This is a genomic window from Geodermatophilus sp. SYSU D01186, assembly GCF_054050215.1.
The window spans coordinates 1-20,696 of the sequence record NZ_JBJGYW010000052.1 but is presented as its reverse complement, the minus strand read 5'-3'; the positions used below and the strand labels follow the sequence as shown (position 1 = coordinate 20,696).

19 protein-coding genes are annotated in these 20,696 nt (G+C 72.4%); 1 reads left to right on the top strand and 18 read right to left on the bottom strand.

What is annotated here, in order from left to right; translation table 11 throughout:
- Positions 1 to 245 precede the first annotated feature (245 nt).
- Genes ACI784_RS23900 through ACI784_RS23885 form a run of 4 tightly spaced genes read right to left on the bottom strand, consistent with a single transcriptional unit; the run spans position 246 to position 5,565 of the window.
- Positions 246 to 869, bottom strand: a complete 624-nt coding sequence (locus ACI784_RS23900) for an isochorismatase family protein (RefSeq protein ID WP_457015179.1) — start codon at positions 867 to 869, stop codon at positions 246 to 248.
- Positions 866 to 2,743, bottom strand: a complete 1,878-nt coding sequence (locus ACI784_RS23895) for a hydantoinase B/oxoprolinase family protein (protein ID WP_457015178.1) — start codon at positions 2,741 to 2,743, stop codon at positions 866 to 868. Before ACI784_RS23895 ends, ACI784_RS23900 begins: the two co-directional genes overlap by 4 nt.
- Before the next feature lie 3 nt (positions 2,744 to 2,746).
- A complete protein-coding gene (locus ACI784_RS23890) occupies positions 2,747 to 4,810 on the bottom strand; it encodes a hydantoinase/oxoprolinase family protein (RefSeq protein ID WP_457015177.1) in 2,064 nt (687 codons plus the stop codon).
- A complete protein-coding gene (locus ACI784_RS23885) occupies positions 4,807 to 5,565 on the bottom strand; it encodes a GntR family transcriptional regulator (RefSeq protein ID WP_457015176.1) in 759 nt (252 codons plus the stop codon). The genes ACI784_RS23890 and ACI784_RS23885 overlap by 4 nt, the downstream gene beginning before the upstream one ends.
- 104 nt (positions 5,566 to 5,669) lie before the next feature.
- On the opposite strand from ACI784_RS23885, the gene ACI784_RS23880 reads away from it, so the two are divergent.
- Complete coding sequence (locus tag ACI784_RS23880; protein WP_457015175.1) at positions 5,670 to 6,563, top strand: isocitrate lyase/PEP mutase family protein; 894 nt, start codon at positions 5,670 to 5,672, stop codon at positions 6,561 to 6,563.
- 128 nt (positions 6,564 to 6,691) lie between these two features.
- On the opposite strand, the gene ACI784_RS23875 is transcribed toward ACI784_RS23880, so the two are convergent.
- From ACI784_RS23875 to ACI784_RS23810, 14 genes are all read right to left on the bottom strand, one after another.
- Positions 6,692 to 7,486, bottom strand: coding sequence for an enoyl-CoA hydratase/isomerase family protein (locus ACI784_RS23875; protein ID WP_457015174.1), 795 nt, complete (start codon positions 7,484 to 7,486; stop codon positions 6,692 to 6,694).
- 242 nt (positions 7,487 to 7,728) lie between these two features.
- The gene (locus ACI784_RS23870) at positions 7,729 to 8,583 is read right to left on the bottom strand and encodes an alpha/beta fold hydrolase (RefSeq protein ID WP_457015173.1); all 855 of its coding nucleotides are present in this window, start codon (positions 8,581 to 8,583) and stop codon (positions 7,729 to 7,731) included.
- A gap of 29 nt (positions 8,584 to 8,612) precedes the next feature.
- A complete protein-coding gene (locus ACI784_RS23865; RefSeq protein ID WP_457015172.1) occupies positions 8,613 to 8,837 on the bottom strand; it encodes a hypothetical protein in 225 nt (74 codons plus the stop codon).
- The gene (locus ACI784_RS23860) at positions 8,837 to 9,379 is read right to left on the bottom strand and encodes an aromatic-ring-hydroxylating dioxygenase subunit beta (protein ID WP_457015171.1); all 543 of its coding nucleotides are present in this window, start codon (positions 9,377 to 9,379) and stop codon (positions 8,837 to 8,839) included. Before ACI784_RS23860 ends, ACI784_RS23865 begins: the two co-directional genes overlap by 1 nt.
- The gene (locus tag ACI784_RS23855; protein WP_457015170.1) at positions 9,376 to 10,683 is read right to left on the bottom strand and encodes an aromatic ring-hydroxylating oxygenase subunit alpha; all 1,308 of its coding nucleotides are present in this window, start codon (positions 10,681 to 10,683) and stop codon (positions 9,376 to 9,378) included. The genes ACI784_RS23860 and ACI784_RS23855 overlap by 4 nt, the downstream gene beginning before the upstream one ends.
- Before the next feature lie 83 nt (positions 10,684 to 10,766).
- The gene (locus ACI784_RS23850; RefSeq protein ID WP_457015169.1) at positions 10,767 to 11,786 is read right to left on the bottom strand and encodes a sugar ABC transporter substrate-binding protein; all 1,020 of its coding nucleotides are present in this window, start codon (positions 11,784 to 11,786) and stop codon (positions 10,767 to 10,769) included.
- Positions 11,787 to 11,927: 141 nt separating this feature from the next.
- Positions 11,928 to 13,055 carry an ABC transporter permease gene (locus ACI784_RS23845; protein WP_457015168.1) on the bottom strand — a complete coding sequence of 376 codons (1,128 nt, stop codon included), beginning with the start codon at positions 13,053 to 13,055 and terminating at the stop codon, positions 11,928 to 11,930.
- A complete protein-coding gene (locus ACI784_RS23840) occupies positions 13,052 to 14,650 on the bottom strand; it encodes a sugar ABC transporter ATP-binding protein (RefSeq protein ID WP_457015167.1) in 1,599 nt (532 codons plus the stop codon). The genes ACI784_RS23845 and ACI784_RS23840 overlap by 4 nt, the downstream gene beginning before the upstream one ends.
- Before the next feature lie 5 nt (positions 14,651 to 14,655).
- Complete coding sequence (locus tag ACI784_RS23835; protein WP_457015166.1) at positions 14,656 to 15,462, bottom strand: alpha/beta fold hydrolase; 807 nt, start codon at positions 15,460 to 15,462, stop codon at positions 14,656 to 14,658.
- A complete protein-coding gene (locus tag ACI784_RS23830; protein ID WP_456923918.1) occupies positions 15,455 to 15,898 on the bottom strand; it encodes a RidA family protein in 444 nt (147 codons plus the stop codon). The genes ACI784_RS23835 and ACI784_RS23830 overlap by 8 nt, the downstream gene beginning before the upstream one ends.
- 99 nt (positions 15,899 to 15,997) lie before the next feature.
- Entirely contained in the window at positions 15,998 to 17,452 is a 1,455-nt protein-coding gene (locus ACI784_RS23825) for an amidohydrolase family protein (RefSeq protein WP_456923919.1), read from the bottom strand.
- 112 nt (positions 17,453 to 17,564) lie between these two features.
- Positions 17,565 to 18,257 (bottom strand): GntR family transcriptional regulator, encoded by a 693-nt coding sequence (locus ACI784_RS23820; RefSeq protein WP_456923920.1) that lies wholly within the window; start codon positions 18,255 to 18,257, stop codon positions 17,565 to 17,567.
- A complete protein-coding gene (locus ACI784_RS23815; RefSeq protein WP_456923921.1) occupies positions 18,254 to 19,159 on the bottom strand; it encodes a fumarylacetoacetate hydrolase family protein in 906 nt (301 codons plus the stop codon). The genes ACI784_RS23820 and ACI784_RS23815 overlap by 4 nt, the downstream gene beginning before the upstream one ends.
- Positions 19,160 to 19,207: 48 nt before the next feature.
- Positions 19,208 to 20,350, bottom strand: a complete 1,143-nt coding sequence (locus ACI784_RS23810; protein ID WP_456923922.1) for an FAD-dependent oxidoreductase — start codon at positions 20,348 to 20,350, stop codon at positions 19,208 to 19,210.
- Between the last annotated feature and the right edge of the window lie 346 nt (positions 20,351 to 20,696).

Here is a 20,696-nt window from a genome sequence, read left to right as displayed (position 1 = left end):
GACGGCGAGCGGGTCCTCGCCGTCGCCGTACTCGCCCTTCGGGATCGACCAGGCGCGGTCGTCCTTCCGCGCCCAGAACGGGCCGCCCATGTGCCCGATCAGCACCTCGACGCCACCGGGCCGCACCCGGTACAGGAGCACCCCCGCGCTGGTCCTCGGCACCCGCCCATCCTCCTCGGCCCACCCGACCGCGAGGAGAGACGACCTCCCGGAAGCATGCGGCAGGGCCCACTGGGCGGCGGTACTCAGAGGTGGGCGAGCGCCTCGGGCAGGTCGACGACGTCGGCGTACTTGGCGTCGAGGTCGGCCAGGTTGTTGTCGTGCAGCTCGGGAGTGCGGTCGGCGCAGGCCTGGCGGACCACCTGCGGGCGGAAGCCGGAGTTGAGGGCGTCCATGGCGGTGGCCCGCACGCAGCCCGACGTCGACACCCCGGCCACGACGAGGGTGTCGACACCGAGGCCGGCCAGGGTGGGCGCGAGCGCGGTGCCGAAGAACGCCGAGGCGTACTGCTTGACCACCACCGGCTCCCCGGGCGCCGGGGGCAGGGTCAACTCCCCCCACTCCCCCGGCGCGTCCTCGGCGAAGGCGGCCAGCGCCGGCACCTTGCGCACGAACAGCCCGCCGTCGGCCAGCCCGCGGGTGTAGCGGACCGCCGTCCAGAGCACGGGGTGCCCGCCGGCGCGCGCGGCGTCGACGAGGGCGGCGGCCGCCGCCACCGCCGGCCCGGGGTCGGGCAGCGCGAACGGCCCGCCCGGCTCGGTGTAGGCCCGGCACAGGTCGATGACCAGCACCGCCGGGCCACTCCCCCAGCCGACCCGGCCGGAGAACGCCGACCCGTGCGGGCCCGGCGCCGGCTCGGGCACCGTCATCCGGCCGCCCACACCGGGCGCCGCGGAGCGGGCAGCCCGGTCTCCTCCTCGCAGCGGGCCAGCAGCTCCTCGATCGGCGGACCCATGTCGAACACCGGCAGCTCGGCCGGGCGGTCGGCGCGCATCTGGTCGCGCAGCGTCTCGGTCGCCGCCGCGTCGACCTCGCCGCCGTCGCACACCACGACGCCGTAGCGGCGGGCGCCCTCCCCGGTCACCAGCCCGCGCCGCACCTCCAGTGCGACCAGTTCCGGGTCCCGCTCCAGCGGGTCACCCCAGCCGCCGCCACCCCAGGTGACGAAGTGCAGGACGTCGCCCGGCGCCACCGGCACGTCGTGGCACTTGCTCGGCAGCACCTGGCGGGTGCCGTCGGCGCGGTCGAGCCACTTCCTGCCGCGCGCGCCGGGATGCCCGCCGTTCACTCCCCAGGGGTGGGTCAGCCAGCGGTCGTCGTGGATTGCGATCGTGCCCGGCTCGTCGAAGCGGTAGGCGACGTCGACACCGTTTCCGCCGCGGTGCAGGCCGGCGCCGCCGGTGTCGGCGACGGTCTCCCACCGCTCGATGCGCAGGGGGTAGTAGGACTCGAGGTACTCGCACGGGATGTTGGTGAAGCTCGGCCACAGCGAGTGCCCGTCCGGCCCGTCGCCGAGCGGCCGGCCCGGGATGCCGCCGAACCCGATCGAGTACAGCTGGAACCACTCCCCCTTGCGCTCGCCCCCGGAGTAGTAGCCCGAGTACATGAAGTGCGGCGAGGAGGAGAAGCCGGCGGCGTTGAGCAGCGCCGGGTTGGTCTGCCCGAGCAGCCCGCCGAACAGGTCGAAGACCCGGCCGATGCCGTGGTTGCGGCCGTTGAGCGACGCCGGGTGCTTGGGCTTCCAGTAGGAGCCGTCGGGGATGGTGACGTCGACCAGCGGGTAGAAGCCGTCGTTCCAGAGGATCTGCGGGTCGGCGACGGTGATCATGTAGATCCCGAAGAACATCCGCGTCAGGTTCTCGTTGATGTAGTAGTTGATCGGCCCGGCCGCCTGGGGCGAGGAGCCGGTGAAGTCCAGGTGCACCTTCTCCCCGGTGCGGGTCAGCGACAGCTTGAGCTCGTAGGGGCCGAAGCCGACGCCGTCGTCGCAGATGTAGTCGGTGAACGACAGCGTGCGGCCCTCCTCGAAGACCGCCTGCAGCAGCACCTTCATCGCGTCGTAGTTGCGCTGCAGCAGGGCGTCGAGCGCCGAGAGGTAGGTCGCCGTCCCGAACCGCTCGCACATCTCCACCACCCGGCGGGCGGCGGTGCGGCAGGCGGCCACCAGGCCGTTGAGGTCGGCGCGGTTCCAGTCGGGCTTGCGCACCTGGTTGAGGATGATCCGCAGGGCGTCGTCGTTGATCTCGCCCTTGCGGTAGAGCTTGAAGGGCGGGATGACCACACCCTCCTCGTAGATGGTGTGCGCGTCGGTCGGCATCGAGCACGGCGTCTTGCCGCCGACGTCGGACATGTGCCCGAACATCGATGCCCAGCCCACGACCCGGCCCTCGTGGAAGATCGGGACGACGATCAGCCAGTCGTTGGCGTGGCTGATGGCCGCGCCGCAGGAGTACGGGTCGCTGGTGAGCAGGACGTCGCCCTCCTCGACGGTGTCGTCGAAGCCGGCGAGGAAGTCGGGGACCGAGAGGCCGAACTGGCCGACGACCATCTTGCCGCTGGGGTCGGCGATCAGCGGGAACTCGTCGTGCTGCTCCCGGATGCCCGGCGACAGCGCGGTGCGGAAGAGCACCTCGTCCATCTCGTAGCGGGCATTGCGCAGCCCGTTCTCGATGAGGTCGAGGGTGACCGGGTCGACGTCGACGGTGTCGACCGTGCCGGTGGCGGTCTCGATGATCCGTGCCATGTCTCAGCCCTCCAGCGGGGTGATCAGCAGGCTGCCCGAGGGGTGCACGGTGGCCGCGTGCCCGGGCAGGACGAGGGTCGTGGAGTCCATCTCGGTGACGATCGCCGGACCGGTGACGACGTCACCGGCGCGCAGCCCCGCGCGGTCGTAGACGCCGGCGGGCACGTACTCGCCGCCGACGTAGATGCGGTGCTCCTGCACCAGCGCGCCGGCCGGGTCGCCGTCGCCGTCGGGCAGCACGACCGGGGCGACGTCGGGCCGCGGGCCGGTGACCGTGGCGCGGGCGTTGACCAGCTCGTGGTCGACGTGCAACAGGAACGAGAACAGCCGGTCGTGCTCCGCGTCGAAGGTCTGCCCCAGCCGCTGCAGGGCGGCGTCCGCGTCGTCGAGCCAGGCGGGGTCGACGTCGACCGGGATCTCGAAGCCCTGGCCGTGGTACCGCACGTCGACCTGGTAGCTGACCGTCTGCTCGGAGGTCGGCACCCCCTGGGCGGCCAGCCGCCGGCCGGCGTCGTCGGCGAGCTCGCGCAGCACCGTGACCAGGTCGCCGCCGGTGAGCTCGGCGAAGCGGCGCAGCACGGTGCGGGCGGACTCGTCGCGACGGCTGGTGGTGGCGTCGCCCAGCGCGCACAGCAGCCCCGGACCCGGCGGGATGATGACCGGCCAGGCGCCGGTGAGCCGGCCCATCGCGTTGGCGTGCAGGGGGCCGGCGCCGCCGAAGGCGACGAGGGAGAAGTCGCGCGGGTCGAAGCCCTGCTGCACCGAGACCAGCCGGACGCCGCCGAGCATGTTCTCGTTGACGATGTCGATGATCCCGGCCGCGGCGGCCTCGACCGAGTCCAACCCCATGGCCTCGGCGATCTTGCTGATCGCCGCGCGGGAGGCCTCGACGTCGAGTGAGATCTCGCCGCCGGCCAGCGTGGTGGGCAGGTACCCGAGGACGACGTTCGCGTCGGTGACGGTCGGCTCCACGCCGCCCTTGCCGTAGGCCGCGGGACCCGGGTCGGCGCCGGCGGACTGCGGGCCGACCCGCAGCGCCCGGGTCAGCTCGGGGACGTGGGCGATGGAGCCGCCGCCGGCGCCGACCGTGCGGACGTCGACGCTGGAGGCGCGCACCGCGAGGTCGCCGACCTTGGTCTCCCGGCCGATCTTCGGGTCGAGGTCGCGGACCAGTCCGACGTCGGTCGAGGTGCCGCCCATGTCGAAGGTGATCAGGTCGCGGTGCCCGGACTGCTCGGCCACCCAGACCGCCCCGGTCACGCCGCCGGCCGGGCCCGACAGCAGCAGGGTGACCGGGGAGTCGATGGCCGCACCGGCCGAGGAGAGGCCGCCGTCGCTGCGCAGGATGGCCAGCTCGCCGGCGACCCCGCCCTCCTGCAGCTGCTCGGACAGCGTCGTCACGTACCTCTTGACCTGCGGCTGCACGTAGCCGTTGGCCACCGTGGTCAGCGTGCGCTCGTACTCGCGCAGCTCGGGGAGCACGTCGGAGGACAGCGACACCGGGACGCCGGGCAGCACCTCGGCCGCGATCTCGGCGATCCGCCGCTCGTGGGCGGGGTCGGCGAAGGAGTTGATCAGCGAGACCGCCAGCGCCTGGATGTCCTGCCCGGCGAGCCGCTGCAACTGCGCGCGGACGTCGTCCTCGTCGAGCGGGCGCACCACGCCGCCGTCGCTGGCGATCCGCTCGTCGACCTCGACGGTGTTCTCCAGGGCCGCGAGCGGCTCCGGCTTGGGCCAGATGATCCAGCCGGCCAGCCCGCCGGGGACGTAGGAGCGGGCGATCTGCAGCACCTGCCGGAAGCCCCGGGTGGTCACCAGGCCGACGGTCGCGCCCTTCCCCTCGAGGATCGCGTTGGTCGCGACCGTGGTGCCGTGCAGCACCTGGGCGACCTCCGAGAGGTCGATGCCCGCCTCGCCGCAGGCCTTGGCGATGCCGGTGAGGACGCCGGCGGACTGGTCGGCCGGCGTGGAGGCGGTCTTGGCCCGCCACGTGCGGCCGCTGCCCTCCTCGACGAGCAGGACGTCGGTGAACGTGCCGCCGACGTCGACTCCGAGCCGGTAGCTCATGGCGTCTCCTCTTCTCGCGGGTGCTCGGTGTGCTCCGTGCTGAGGGCGCGGTGGTCCGCGCGCGTGCGGGCGCGGGGGCCCACGGGTGCCAGGTCGAGGTCGTTGGCGGCGGCCGCCCGGACCATGACCGCTCGGGCGTTGCGGATGTGCGCGGTCATCACCGCGCGCGCCCACTCCGCGTCGCCGGCGCGCAGCGCGGCCACGATCTCGACGTGGTGGGCCAGGCTGCGGCGCAGCGACGCCTCGTCGTAGGCGCGGAAGTTGCGCACCACGATCGGCGGGTGGACGACGCCGGCGAGGGCCGTGGCCAGTGCGGGGTGCCCGGCGAGGGCCACCAGCCGGTCGTGGAAGGTGCGGTTGAGCGGCACGAGGGCGTCGAGGTCCTGCTGCGGGCCGGGGGCCCCGATCCGCTGCATCTCGTGCGCGACCTCGTCGAGCTCCTCGACGTCGGCGGCCGTGGCCTGCGGGACGGCCAGGGCGGTCAGCTGCGGCTCCAGCAGCGCGCGCAGCTCGAAGACCCCCTCGAGCTCGTCGACGGTCCAGGTCGCCACGCGGGCGCCGCGGTTGGGCACCAGCTGGACCAGGCCCTCGGCGGCGAGCCGGGACAGCGCCTCCCGGACCGGGGTGCGGCTGACCCCCAGACGCTCGGCCAGCTCCACCTCGCCGAGGCGCGCACCGGCGGGCAGCTCGCCGCGCAGGATCACCTCGCGCAGCGTGTCCAGGGCCCGTTCGGCCGAGGTCAGCGCCCGTGTCATGCCTCACACCCCTTCGAGATTGCATGCAACGTAGGGCCGAGGGCTTCCCAGGAGCAATCCCTCCTGCGTAAATTCCTGGCGACTGCATACAAGAGGGGGCCGCCGTGGGAGACCTGCTGGGAAGTCGCCATCCGTCACCGCGGGCCCGGCTGCGGGAGCTGCTGGCCGCGCCGGGGCCGCTGATCGCGCCGGGCGCGTACGACGCCCTCTCGGCCCGGCTCGTCGAGCAGGCCGGGTTCGACGTCGTCTACATGACGGGGTTCGGGACGACGGCCTCGCTCATCGGCCGCCCCGACGTGGGCTTGCTGACCGGTGCGGAGATGGTGGACAACGCCCGCCGGATCACCGCCGCGGTCGACGTGCCGGTCATCGCCGACGCCGACACCGGCTACGGCAACGCGATCAACGTCGTCCGGACGGTGCAGCTCTACGAGCAGGCCGGGGTCGCCGGCATCCAACTCGAGGACCAGGTGATGCCCAAGAAGTGCGGGCACATGAGCGGCAAGGTCCTGATCGGCGCCGACGAGATGGTGGGCAAGCTGCGCGCCGCCGCCGAGGCCCGCCGTGACCCGGACCTGGTGCTCGTCGCCCGCACCGACGCGGTGGCCACCCACGGCATCGACGAGGCGATCACCCGCGCCCGTGCCTTCGCCGAGGCCGGCGCCGACGTGCTGTTCGTCGAGGCGCCGACGTCGGAGGCCGACATCGAGCGGGTCGCCACCGAGCTGAAGGGCGTGGCCCCGCTGGTGTTCAACTGGGCCGAGGGCGGCCGCACGCCCCCGCTGTCCCTGGAGCGGATGACCGAGCTCGGCTTCTCCCTCGTCATCTACCCGATCGGCACGCTGCTGGCCGCGACCGCCGGCATCCGCTCGCTGCTCGCCTCGCTGCGCCGGGACGGCGTGCCCTCATTGGAGGGCCTGCCGGCGTTCGGGGAGTTCACCGACCTGATCGGGCTGCCGGAGGTCCAGCAGCTGGAGCAGCGCTTCTCCGGGAACTGACCTCCGAGCGGGATCTCCCCGGCCGGATCAGACCCGGAGGTGCTCGTGCTCTGCCCACGATGGTGGGCAGAGCACGAGCATCCGCAGAAGACTTCTCGAGGTGGTGGGGTCGCAGGCGGCCGGTCGGTTCAACGGCCGGTCCACCGCGGCGGGCGCTTCTCGAGGTGGGCGGCGATGCCCTCCTTGCGGTCCTCGCTGAGGTAGGGGTTGGGGCCGACGTCGAGCCGCAGCGCCTGCCAGAGCGGCAGCTCCAGCGACTTCACCGCGGTCTCCTTCATCCGTCGGATGGAGATCGGCGCGTTGGCGGCGATGGCGTCGGCGAGCCGCAGGGCCGTCGGGAGCACCTCGCCGGCCGGCACCAGGCGGTTGACCAGCCCCCACCGCTCGGCGACCTCGCTGGTCACGTACTCGCCCGTGTAGAGCAGCTCCAGCGCGATGCCCATCGGGATGCGCTTGGGCAGGACGACGGACCCGAAGTTGGCGCCCATGCCGATCTTGGCCTCGGGCAGCCCCATCGGGACGCCGGGCGCGGCCACCCGCAGGTCGCAGGCGAGCGCCAGCTCGAAGCCACCGGCGACCGCGGCCCCGTTGATCGCCGCGATGACCGGGACCGGCGTCTCGGTGACCACCTCGAACAGCGACCGGGTGGGCCGGCCCATCGGCGGCCGGAACCGCTCGCCGCGGCGGTCGCCCTCGCGGATCTCCTTGAGGTCGAAGCCGGCGCAGAACGCGGGGCCGTTGCCGGTGAGCACGACCGCGCGGACCCCGCCGTCCTCACCGCAGCGCAGCAGCTCCTCGACGAGGTCGGCCTGGACCGCCGAGGAGAGCGCGTTGCGGCGCTCGGGCCGGTCCAGGGTGAGCACGCGGACGTGCCCCCGGTCCTCGACGACCAGTCCCGACTCCCGCCGCTGCGCATCGCCCATGCCGGCCAACCTCTCACGTCTGCCGCATCGCGACGTCGCAGTGCGGGTGGTGGACCCGGCTCCGGGGCGTCCACGGCCGGGGCCTGCGGGGTGCCGTTCCCACGCCGAGCGGGAGGCTCAGCGCGACCAGAACCGCACACGGGACGTACGTCCACGACATCCCCAGCGCGGTGCCGGCCGCCGCACCCAGGGCTCTGCTGGTCCCGGCACCGCGGGAACTCCTCTCCGACGGCGCGCCGGGCTCACACGGGGCGGCGGCGGCGCCAGCCGGTCATGATCTCGGCGAACCGGTCGGGGTCCTCGAAGTACGGGGCGTGCCCGCAGCCCTGCATCACCTCGAGGGTCGATCCCGGCAGGGCCTCGTGCGCGGCGCGGCCCATGGCCAGCGGCGTCCACCGGTCGTCCTCGCCCCACACGAGCAGCACCCGGTCGGTGAGCCGTGCTTCGTTGAGGGCATCGACGACCAGGTCGTCGTTGCACGGGCCGAGCAGGAAGTCGGCGACCGCGGTCAGCGACTCGCGGGCACCGAGGGAGGAGTTGATCATCGACTCCTCGCGCACCCAGGCGTCGGTCACCATGGCGGGGTCGGCGACGAGGAGGTCCAGCTTGCGGCGGACGCCGGCGTCGCTCGCGTCGGCAAGGACCTCACGCGGGACCATGTTCTCGTCGGGCAGGGGCGCCAGGCCGATGGCGCCGATGAGCACGACCGAGTCGACGAGGTCCGGCCGGTCGAGGGCCAGGTGTGCCGCGACGTGGGCCCCCAGGGACGTGCCGGCCACGGTCACCCCCGAGAGGCCCAGTTCGTCCAGGACGCCGCTGATGAACGCCGCCAGACCGGCCGCGGTGTAGTCGGGGCCGGCCCCCTTGTCGGCGAGCCCGTGACCCGGGAAGTCGATGGCGAAGACGCGGTAGCCGGCGGCCACCAGACCCGGGATCGTCGGCACGAAGCGGTCGGCCCGGGACCCGGCGCCGTGCAGGCAGACCAGCGGCGTGACACCCCCGGTGGACTCCACCACGCGGGTGCGGATGCCGGCCGCGGTGACCGGATAGCTGATGACCTGGTCTCGGCCGGAGGTGAAGGGACGGGCATCGGACACGGCGGTCTCCTCGGATCGTCGGTCGGCTGTCAGTGGGGGCCGGATGGCGCGTCGTCCTCGACGAGCGCGAGCAGGGTCCCCACCGGGGTCCCGGCGAGGAGGTCGAGCACGGTGGCGTCGAGGACGACGGTCGACCCGCGCCGGGGGCTGTACACCTCGAGCACCTGACCGGTGCGCCGGCGCAGCACGCGGAGACGGACGCCGGCGAACTCGTTGGCGAGCACGATGCCGTCGGCCTCGTCGAGGCTGCTCATCAGAAGATCACCCGCAGGTGGTTGAGGTGGACGACCTCGGAGTCGAGCAGCACCCGCCGGTGGCGCAGCAGCAGCCCGCCGCCGGGCCGCTCGACCAGCTCGTCGAGCCGCCGACCCGTCGCGAAGGTGGGCGGGTCGCTGCGCCGGCTCCAGGCCAGGAGGACGTTGGCGGCCGCGCGCAGGACGCCCTCCTCCCCCGGTTCCACGACGACGTCGGTGACGAAGTGGCGGGTCCGCACCGGCGGGTTCTCGGCGTAGGCCAGGTCCAGCAGGTCGCCGGACAGCCGCTGCGCCCACAGCTCGATCGAGGCACGGACCTCGACGGCGAGCAGGCCCTCGCTGGAGTACTGCGGCTGGCCAGGGTCGTCACGGGTGATCGGGATCGGCACCTCGTAGCGGAAGTCGGGGTGCAACCAGGCCAGCCAGTCGGTCATACGGTGCTCGTCGAGCGCGATCCCCTCGACGCGGTACGCCTCCTCCACCCGCGCCCGCTGCAGCAGCCGCTCCAGCACATGGGCACCGTGCGCGTCGACGGCGGTCACCGGACGTCCCCGGCCGCGACCGGCACCCGCCGCGCCCATTCCGCGAGGAAGGCCCGCTGCAGCACCTCGGTGTTGACCGGGGCGACGTACACCGCGCCGGGCAGTTCGTGGCCCTCGACGACCGACCGGGGCTCCAGGTGGGATCCGGCGAGGAACAGGAAGTCCTTCTTCCGGACCCGGGTTCCCCGGTTCACCGAGGAGACCGAGGCGGCGTTCTCCAGGTCGTCGGGCTCGAACGTCCCGCTCACGCCGAGCGTGCGCACCAGGGACTCCTGGGACCACCGCCGCCAGGTCGGCGAGACCCCGCGCGGCACCAGCACCCACATCCAGACCTCGGTGGCGAAGGGGCCGAGCGGCTGTGCCAGCCGCAGCATCGTCGCCGCGACCGGCGGTGCGTCGGGGTCGCCGGTGTGGTGGTGCACCAAGTCGATGAAGCTGAAGTTCGGGAAGACGTTGCCCTTGCACACGATGTTGTCGCTGACGAACCAGCGCTGGGCCGGCGTGCCGGACCCGGCGAACTCCGGCCACAGGTCCTCGGGGTATCCGGGGTAAGACGGCTCGCCGTCGGAGGGCAACTTGGTCGCTGCGATGCCGTGCCCGCCACGGGTCACGACCGAGTAGGCGGTCGGGACGGCACCGGCAGGCCCGAAGATGCCCAGCTTGCCGGCGCTGGCGTGCAGTCCGTCGACGTGCAGGCTGTCCATCCCGAAGTTCTCGACCGAGAGCTTCCAGTTGCAGGTGGTCCGCCAGCGCAGCGGCTCCCCCACCGTCTCCCAGCCGGCGCTGCCGCGACCGAAGAGAGCCTCCAGGTAGAAGGCCATGTCACCGAGGTAGTCCTCGAGCGACGGACCGTCCTGGGCCCAGGTGGCGAAGACCAACCCGCAGAAGGCCGACACCCGGGCCTGCGTGAGCCCGTGGGCACCCCGGTCGAGGTCCCGCGGGTAGTGCTGGCGCAACCCCGGCATCCCCCGGAGGTTGCCGTTCGTGTCGTAGGCCCAGCCGTGGTACATGCACCTGAAGACCGACGTCGTCCCGAGGTCGGCACGGCAGAGCTGGGTCCCACGGTGGGAGCAGGAGTTGAGCATCACCCGGAGCTCACCGGTGGTCGACCGGCACAGGATGACCTCGTCGTCCCCCATGCGCCGGGTCACGTAGCTCCCGTTGTCCGGCACCTCCGACTCGTGACCGACATACAGCCACGAGTCGCCGAAGACGGCGGGGAGCTCCTGGTCGTGCACGGCTGGGGAGAAGACCGAGTCCCGGCGCAGGGTGCGGTACTCCAGTCCCAGGTGGTCGCTGTCCATGTCTGCCTCCCGGTCAGAGTCGGGGCGGTGCGAGCGCGGGCACCCCGCGCGGACCGCGCGGACCGCGCGGGGTGCCCGACGGGTCAGCAGTCGCCGGCCGCGATCGTGGCCTGGGCGTCGGCGAGGCTGTCGGTGGTGATCGTCAGGGCGTCCACGGGCACGAAGCGCTCGGCGGGCTCGGTGCCGTCGCGGAGGTAGGCGATCAGGGTCTCCGCGCCCTTCCGGCCCGTCGCGTAGCCGCAGAGGCTGATCGTCATGTCCAGCTCACCGGCGCCGACGGCCTCCAGCGCGGGGGCGCCGCCGTCGGTCCCGATGATGAGGATGTCCTCCATCGGGATGTTGCGCTGCTGAGCAGCGAGGATGCCACCGAGGGCGATGTCGTCGTTGTCGAAGTACAGGGCGTCGACGTCCGGGTTGGCCGTCAGCACGTTCTCGGTCGCGGTGAGGCCGGCGTCCGAGCTGAACTCCCCGGCGTAGGGCCCGTCGATCAGCGTGATCCCCGGGTTCTCGGCGAAGACCTCCATCGCGCCCTGTGCCTGCAACTCGCTGAAGGTCAGCCCGCGGATGCCGTGGATGTACCCGACCGTCCCCTGCCCGCCGAGCTGATCGACGATGAACTGGGCCTTCTGCCGGCCGACCTCGACGTACTCCTGGCCGACGTGCGCGAGCTGGAACTCGTGCCCGTCCTCCTCGAGGTCGTTGGCCAGTGTCACGACCGGGACCCCACCGGTCGACGCCTGCGAGATGACCGGGATGAGCGCGGCCGGGTCCACCGGGACGACGAGCAATCCGTCCGGCGAGGTGCTGAGGGCGTTCTCCAGCTGGTCGAACTGCAGCTGCGGGTCGGTCTCCCCGTAGGTGACGTCGACGGTTGCGCCGTCGGCCTCGGCCACCTCCTGGATTCCGCGGATCATGTCCTGGAAGTAGGGCAGCGAGCGCGAGTAGACGTTCATCTCCAGCGTGAGGTCGTCGCCGCCCCCGCCCCCGCCCCCGCCCCCACCACCGCCGGCGTCGGCGGAGTTGGAGCAGGCGGACACGGCGGCGAGCACTGCCGCGGAGGCGGCGAGCGTGCGGACGCGGCGGGAGCGGGGCAGGGACGACATGGCGGACTCCTCGGGAGTGGGGTGGCTGCTCGGGCGGGGGCCCGGGACGAGCGCGACGACGAGGTGCGGACCCGCGGGAAGGGCGGGGTGGAGCGGTCCGGCGTCCCGCGACCACGACGTCGCGGGGTGGTCATGGATAGGTCATCGGGGAACGGCGGACTCCCCGGTGTGCTCGGTGGCGCTCACGTCGGGGACCGTGGTCCGGGCATTGGCCGGGAGCCGCGGTCCCGGAGTGAGGTCGACGCCGCCCGGCTCGACCGCCAGGGCGCGGGTCCGGGAGCGGACGAAGCGGCGACGCAGGAAGTCGACCGAGGCGGCAAGGATGAACACGACGCCGAGGACGATGTTCTTGTAGTCCTCGCTGATTCCGCTCACGTCCAGGCCGTTCCGGAGGACGGCGATGAGCAGCACCCCCCACAGCGTGCGGACGATCGACCCGCGACCGCCGTTGAGGCTGGTGCCCCCGACGACGACGGCGGCGATCGCCTCCAGCGCCAGGGTGCCGTTGGCGTTGGGCTGCCCGGACTGCACCCGGACCAGGAGCGCGAGCGCGGCCAGTGCCGCCGCCACCCCGCTGATCAGGAAGACCAGCATCCGGATGCGACCGAGCGAGATGCCCGACAGCCGCGCGGCCTCCGCGTTGCCGCCGACGGCGAGGACCTGGTAGCCGAAGACGGTCTGCCGCTGCAGCCACCACAGGACGAGGAAGACCACGGCGGTGGCCCAGACCAGCACGGGCAGGCCGGCGACGCGGAGCGTGGCGAGGGACCGGAAGGAGTCCGGCAGACCCGTCACCACGCCGCCGTTGGTCATCGCCAGCGCGATGGCCGAGCAGATGATCATCGTGCCGAGCGTCGCGATGAAGGACGGCACCTGCAGGAAGGTGACGATGGCGCCGTTGAGCAGACCGAGCGCGATCCCGGCGCCGAGACAGACGAGCAACCCGATCAGCACCGAACCGGTGTCGACCATGACCGTCGCGCCGAGCACGCTGATCAGCGCCGACGCGGTGCCCATGGAGAGGTCCAGTTGCCCGGCCATGATGACGAAGGTCGCGCCGAAGGCGACGATCGCGAGGATCGAGGCCTGGGTCAGCACGTTGGTGAGGTTGAACCGGGAGAAGAACGCATCGTTGGTCGTCGCCAGGTAGACGACGAGCAGGAGGAGGACCACGGGCACGAAGAGCTTGTCGAACAGCTCGCCGCGCGGCCGCGACCGCGCGGTGGGCGAACTCGGCACGGTCGGCCGGTCGGTCTGCGACACGGTCATCGGTACTCCCCTCGGGACGGGACGAGTGACGGCGGGATCGGTGGCCCTGGCTCGGGGGCGGACACGCCGCCCGACCCCGGTGGAGCGAGGGCGTTCTCCCCGGCGGTGAGGGCGGTGAGGAGGTGTTCGTCCAGATCCGCGGCCGCCACCAGGTGGGTCAGCTGGCCGTGCCGGAAGACGCCGATGCGGTCGGCCAGCGCCAGCACCTCGGCCACGTCGGTGGAGTAGAGGACGACCGCACCACCGCTCGCGGTGAAGTCGCGGAACAGGTCGTGGATCTGCGCGCGGCCGCCGATGTCGACACCCTGGGTGGGCTCCTCGACGACCATCACACGGACGCCGGACGCGAGCAGCTTGGCCACCATGACCTTCTGCTGGTTGCCGCCGGAGAGGACGGCGGCGGGCACCTCCGGGCCGGTCATGCGGATGTCCAGCCGGCGGCGGTACTCCTCGGCGCGGGCGACCAGCCGTCGCCGGGACAGCAGCCCCGCCCGCCCCACGGTGCCCAGAGAGGCGAGGGAGACGTTCACCGCGCAGGACTGGGCCAGGACCAGGCCGCGGGCCTTGCGGTCTTCGGGGATGAAACCGATGCCGTGCCGCTGCGCGTCGCGGGCGGTGCGCAGCACCACCGGGGCCCCGCCCACCTCGGCCCGGCCCTGCAGCGGCACGTCGCCACCGAGCATGGACACGACCGTCGCCGCGCCCGAGCCCATGAGTCCGGTGAAGGCCACGATCTCGCCCGCGTGGACGTCAAGGTCCAGCGGCGTCCCGCCGTCGAGGACGCGCACGTCGCGGACGGACAGGAGCGCCTCCGGTCGGACGGAGGACGCCCGGCGCAGCGAGACCTGCGGCCGGTCGCCGACCATCAACCGGGCCATGTCCCCCGTCGAGAGCCCGGCCACGGCCCGCTCGGCGACCCGGGCCCCGTCGCGCAGCACGGTGACCCGGTCGGCGGTGGCCACGACCTCGTCGAGCCGGTGCGAGACGAACGCGAGCCCCACCCCCTGCCGGCGGAGGGTCCGCATCAGCTCCAGCACCTGCTCGGCGGCGGCCGGCTCCAGCGAGGCGGTGGGCTCGTCGAGGATCAGGAACCGCGGCTCGAGCAGCATGGCCCGGGCGATCTCGACGAACTTGCGCTCGGCCGCGCCCAGTGACCCCACGAGGGAGCGCGGGTCCATGTGCACGCCGAGCCTGTCGAGCAGCGCCACGACCCGGCGCCGCCAGCTCCGGTGGTCGACCGACCCGACCGCCCGCCGCGGAGCGGTGGCCGTACCGGCGAGGAGGTTGTGCTCCACGGACAGGTCGGGGAACAGGTTGTAGTTCTGGTGCACCACTGCGACCCCGGCCTCCAGCGCCTGTTGCGGCGTGGAGAAGGCGACCGGTTCGCCGTCGAGGAGGAGCGTGCCGCCGGTCGGCTTCACCGCCCCGGTGAGCACCTTGATCAGCGTGCTCTTCCCCGAGCCGTTCTCCCCGAGGAGCGCGTGGATCTCTCCCCCGCGCAGCTCGAAGTCGACGTCCCGGAGGACGATGACCCCCGAGTAGTCGTGGACGGCGGCGGTCACACCGAAGGTGGACACGCCCGTGGTCGCGGCCATCGCGCTCAGCCCGCCGACCTGCTGAGGAAATCCTCGACGGCCTTGTTCAGCGCGGCCGGTTGCTCGAGGAAGGCCAGGTGCCCGGCGCGGGGGATCTCGACGTACTCCGCGCCCGGGATGGCGGCGGCGACCCGCCGGTTGTAGCGGGGCAGGGTGATCCGGTCCTCGTCCCCGTGCACCACCAGCACCGGCACCTGGATCGAGGGCAGCCGGTCGATGGCGTCGTGGGCGAGGTCGGCGGTGAAGTGCCCGATGAAACCGGAGACGTCCTTCGAGCCGGTCCACCCGCGCAGCTCGGCCTCCAGGGCGCAGATGCGCTCGTGCTCCTCCTCCAGCAGCGTCGGCGACCACATCCAGAAGGCGAACTTCGAGAACACGTCGAGCGGGCCGTGCTGGAGGGCGTAGCGGCGCGACTCGTAGTGCCGGCGCACGTGGTTCTCGTCCGCCGTCCGGCTCCAGGTGGACAGCAGGACCGCCGAGCGCACCCGCTCCGGGTGGCGCAGCGCCATCTCCTGCGCGGTGCACGAGCCCAGGCTGAAGCCCATGACGTGCGCGGACTCGACGCCGAGCGCGTCCAGGAGGGCGACCGCGTCGTCGGCCAGCAGGGCCGGGGTGTAGTCGGAGTCGGTGCAGTCGGCGGTGCCGACCCCGCGCATGTCGTACGTGATGCACCGGTACTGCCGGGACAGGTGCTCGACCTCGTACGCCCAGGCCCGGCCGCTCATGCCCGTGCCCATGATGAGCAGCAGCGGCTCCCCGGTGCCGGCCTCCCACCAGGTGGTGCGGTGGCCGTTGATGGTCACCTCAGGCATCGCCCACCTCCACCTGGGCGGCTCCGGGGACGGCGGCGATGGCCTCGATCTCGATGAGCAGCGGCTCCTCGACCAGCCGCTCGACGAAGAGCAGCGTGTTGGGCGGGTAGCCGCCGTCGGGGTAGATGTCGGCGAAGATCTCGCCCCGGACCCTCATGAACTCCGGCAGGTGGGTGCCCCCGCCGACGAGGTAGGTGGTCATCTTCGCGATGTCGGCGAACGTGCCACCGACGGCGGCCAGCGCCGTGCCGAGGTTGGCGTAGGCGCCGCGGACCTGGTCGGCGAAGCTCCCGTCGCCGTACAGCTCGCCGTCCTCGGTCATGCCGACCTGGCCGGCGATGAGGACCGGGTCGCCGTCGGCGACCACGCTGACGTGGGAGTAGCGGCCGAGCGGCTCGCCGAGACCCTTGGGCTTGCGGTGCAGGTGGACGGTCACGGGGTGGTCCTTCCTCTGGAGGATCGCCGCCCGGCGTGCGGGCAGCTGGGGAGCGACGCGCGGCGGTGCCGGCATCGGGGGTCGGTGCGGGGGCGGCGCTCAGTCGTGGACGGCGCCGTCCGGGGCCAGCTCCTCGGCGGCGAGCGCCCTCTGGCTGCGGTCCATCTCGTGGGCGATCTCGACGCCGTCCGACATCGACCACGGCAGCACGTTGTACGGCTTGTCCGGGTTGTCGCCGGTGACCATGTCGTAGGTCAGTTCGGTCTGGCTGTAGATCAGCGGGTCGCGGTCGTTGTGGAACCGGACCATGTCCAGGTCGTCCGGGAAGCTCTGGACGACGCCGTCCTTGATGACGATCTCGACGTTGCGCTTGTCGACGAGGACGTGGAGGTTCTCGGCCGGGTTGCCCTTGACCACGATGACGTCGGCCAGGTAGCCGGGCAGCAGCTTCCCGAGCTTGCCCTCGAGGTTCATCATCTTCGCGCCGTTGGCGGTGGCGGCGAGGATGGCCTCCATGTTCGACAGCCCCGCGTAGACCTGCAGCAGCTCCAGTTCGCGGGCGTGCCACTCGCCGTAGGGCGTGATGGCGAAGCCGGTGTCGGTGCCCATCGCGAACTCCACGCCCGCCTCGTGCGCCTTGTGCAGGCTCTCGACGCTCTTCTCGAGCATCCGGCGGCAGCCGTGGTACTGCCCGTAGGGGGCGCCGGTCAGCTCGGGCCAGTCGGCGAGGTTGGCCAGCAGCAGCAGCGTCGGCACGAGGGTGACGTCGTTGTCGACGAGCTTCTCGATGCCCTCGTCGGTCATGACGTTGCCGTGCATGATCCAGTCGAAGCCCGCGTCGGCGGCCGCGCGCACCTCCCCCGGACCGCGGGCGTGGATGGTGACCTTCTTGCCGAGCTGGTGGACGAGGTCGGCGACCGCCTTCATCTCGTCGTTGGTGAAGGCCTGGAAGTCGCCGTACGGGCTGTCGGCGAGCTTGATGAGGTCGACGCCGTTCTTGACCTGGTGCCGGATCTCGACCTTCATCTGGTCCACGGTGTTCGTGAGCGTGCCGATGTTGCCGTCGGGGACGCCCACCGAGTCCGGGTACCAGTCGGTGAGACCGTTGCTGGTGGTCAGGTAGCGGCCGGCCGAGGTCATCCGCGGGCCCTGGACGAGCCCGGCGTTGATCCCCTCGCGGATGCCGACGCCGATGTAGTAGCTCCCGCCGGGCTGGGAGATGCTCGTGATGCCGGCCCGGAGCACCTTGCGGGCGTTGGCCGCGGCGATGAGCGTGCGCATCTCCGCACTGGTGTAGAGGTCGATCTCCTCCTCGTACCGGGCCTCGCCGTAGGTCATGTGGCAGTGCGCGTCGATCAACCCCGGCATGACGGTGCGCCCGGTGGCGTCGATCCGCCGCATCTTCTCCTTGGGCGGCATCTCGATGCCGGTGGAGTCGTCGCCGACGGCGACGATCGTGTTGCCGTGCAGGACGACGTCGGTGTCCGGGCGGGGGTCCGCGCCGGTGGCGTCGATGACGGTGCCGCCGGTGATCAGGGTCCAGTCCTCGTACACGGGGACTCCTCTCCTGGCTGTCGAAGGGTGTGCGGGATCCCGGCACGCCCTCCGCCGGGCGGAGGGGTGTCGTGGGTGGGGCTGCGGGAAGGGGTGGCGCCGGAGTCCGAGCTCAGCCGCCGTCGGGCTCGAGTGCTGGGGCGACCTGAGCTGCGGTCTGGTGCAGGTGCGAGCGGATGGCCGCCTCCATCGCATCGGGGTCGCGCCTGACCAGGGCGGCGAGCATCTCCCCGTGCTCGTCGTGTGCGGTCGCTGCGGAGGGCCCGGTGGAGACCAGGATGCGGACGTAGAACTTGGCCCGGGACGAGAGCGTGCTGATCAGCGCGATCAGCTCCCGGTTGGCGCAGGGGGCGTACAGGGTGGCGTGGAACTCCTGGTTGAGCTGGGCCCAGAGCACCGGGTCCGTGACGCCCTCCATCGAGTCGTGCAGGTCCTGCACGGCAGCGATGTGCGCCTCCGTGGTGGCGGCGACCACCTTGCGGCCGGCCAGGACCTCCAGCTGCTCGCGGATCTCGTACAGGTCGAGCAGCTGCTGCACCGAGGGCCGGGTGACGACGGCCCCCCGGTGGGCGTCGAAGGTGACCAGGCCCTCGCTGGCCAGGGCGTGCAGCGCCTCCCGCAGCGGGGTGCGGCTGATGCCGAGGCGGGCGGCCAGCTCGTCCTGGCGAAGCGGGGTGTCGACCGCCACGCCGCCGCTGATGATCAGGTCGCGCAGCGCGTCCCTGGTGGCGTCGCGGATCGTGCCGCGCTGGATCGGCGAGAAGCCGGCCAGCGCTCCCCGGGTGACCGTGGGGTCGGTGCTCATGAGGGCGCTCCCTCATCGGTCCCCGGCGGGCCCCCGACCGTGTTGGTCAGCGTGCCGAGCCCGGTGATGCTGATCTCGACGGTGTCGCCTGCCCGCAGGAACCGCGGCGGGTCGAAACCGATGCCGACCCCGGCCGGCGTGCCGGTGGCGATCACGTCGCCGGGCTCCAGGGTCATGCCGGCGCTGATGGTGGCGATGAGCGTCGGGACGTCGAAGATGAGGTCGGCCGTCTTCGCGCTCTGCCGCAGCTCCCCGTTGACCCGGGCCTCGACCAGCAGGTCGGTGAGGTCCACCTCGTCAGCGGTGACCGCGAACGGCCCCATGGGGCAGCACCCGTCCAGCGACTTCCCGAGGAACCACTGCCGGTGGTCACGCTGGACGTCGCGTGCGGTCACGTCGTTGACGATCGTGTAACCCCAGACGTGGCTGAGCGCCTCCTCGGCCGGGATCCCGCGACCGCCCCGGCCGATGATGACGCCGAGCTCGGCCTCGTAGTCCAGCTCGGTGGTCAGCGTGTCGTGCAGCGGGATGACGTCACCCGGCCCGATGACCGAGCTGGTCGCCTTGGTGAAGACGACAGGGCGGTCGGGCACGCCGTTGCTGGGTGTGGAGTTGTACCCGGAGGCGTCGAACTCCAGCGAGTGCTGGTGGTAGTTCTGGCCGACGCAGATGACGTTGCGGCGCGGCCGCGGGATGGGCGGCAGCAACCGGACGTCGGCCAGCGGGATGGGTGTGGTCGAGCAGGGCACCGAGATCGGAGTCCCGCGCTGGATCAGCTCGAGCAGCCCCAGCGGGGCGCCGTCGGAGCTGACCGCGTACCCGTGCGGGACGGGGAACACGTGCTCACCGAGCACCACCCCCACGGCGGGACCGGTGTCCCCGAGGAACGACACGTACTTCACGAGGCAGCCTCCAGGTTCGTGCGCACGGCACTGGGTCGGATCACGGGATCAGGCGGGAAGGGACGCGGTCCGGGCGCCGGCGGGAACGTGCCTGGCCCCCTTGTTCAGGCCGTGCTGGAAGGGACGGCTGCCGGACACCGATCGCAGCAGGCGGCCGCGCAGGCCGTCCATGCGCTCGGGGACCTTGGCGACGACGAAGCCGTACAGGTAGGACCACCACTGCACGTGGTCGGTCAGCGCGCGGTTCTCCCGCTCCCACCGCGTCAGGGCGGTCGGGACGTCCTTCTCGTGCTCGAGGGTCATGGCCAGGGCCATCGCGTTGATGAAGGCGGTGTTGGCCGCCTGGCCGAGGTTCGGCGGCATGGCGTGGGCGGCGTCGCCGATCACCGCGACGTGGCCCTTCGACCAGTACCTGCAACGGACGTTGACCAGGCGGTCCCACCGGCTTGCCTCGGCGAACCGGTCGACCAGGTGCGCGGCGGAAGGGAACTCCGTCCGCCACAGGTCCCGGTCGACGGGCATCCGGCTGGCCCGCTCGTCGGACACCGGGGCGCTCAGGAAGATGTAGTCCTGGCCGTCGGTGCACGGGTTGTAGAGCAGCCGGCGGCGGCCGTGCCAGTACTCGATGATCGTGTCCTCGGGGTCGCCCTCGGCGCGGTCGATCATCATCCGGATGCCGGCCTCGGTGCCGAAGTCCATCCACGCGGTCGAGAAGATCGACTCGCGCAGCCGGGAGTACGCGCCGTCGGCCGCGACGACGAGATCCGCCGAGTACTCCTTGCCGTTCTCCATCTGCAGCCGACCCTCGGGCGACGCGCCGACGGCGAGGGACGAGGTCTCGATCTCCACCCCGAAGTGCTCCGCCTGCGCGATCAGCGCCTCGTAGAGGTCCGCCCGTGGCGGCAGCAGCAGCCGGTCGTCGGGGGTGGTGCGACGGGACATGAGGACGCCGCCGTGCTGGTCGGCGATCCGCCACTCGGCGATGCTGCGTGCCCGCGCCGTGGCCTGGTCGAAGGCGCCGATCGTCTCGAGCGTCCGCAGTCCGCTCTCCCAGATCCAGATGCCCGCGCCGAACATCCGGAGCTCGGGGTTGCGCTCGTGCAGCCGCACCTTCCAGCCGAGCTGGGCGAGCCGGGTGGCGAGCACGAGTCCGGACAAGCCGGCGCCGGCGATCTCCGCTGTTCTGGGCACGTAGAACCTCCACGGGTAGGCCTGTGACCTGCACGTTTCCCGGGCGGATCCAGGATCCGGGATTGGGATCCGGAAGGTAGCGCTGTGCCCCGCGCCAAGGGAAGAGGTTCGCGTGAACCCGATGGAAGTTCTTGGTTCCGGCTGTGTTAAGAGACGCGACACTCCGGCTGCCCCCGCGCTCGCGCCGTCTGAAGGGCCCCCGCGACGGGGTGTGTCACATCGCGATCAGACCAGCCGCGTGACGACGGTGGGTCGTGGGGGGGGGGGGGGGGGGGGGGGGGGGGGGGGGCGGGGGGGGGGGGGGGGCGGGGGGGGCGGGGGGGGGGGGTGGGGGCGCGGGGGCGAG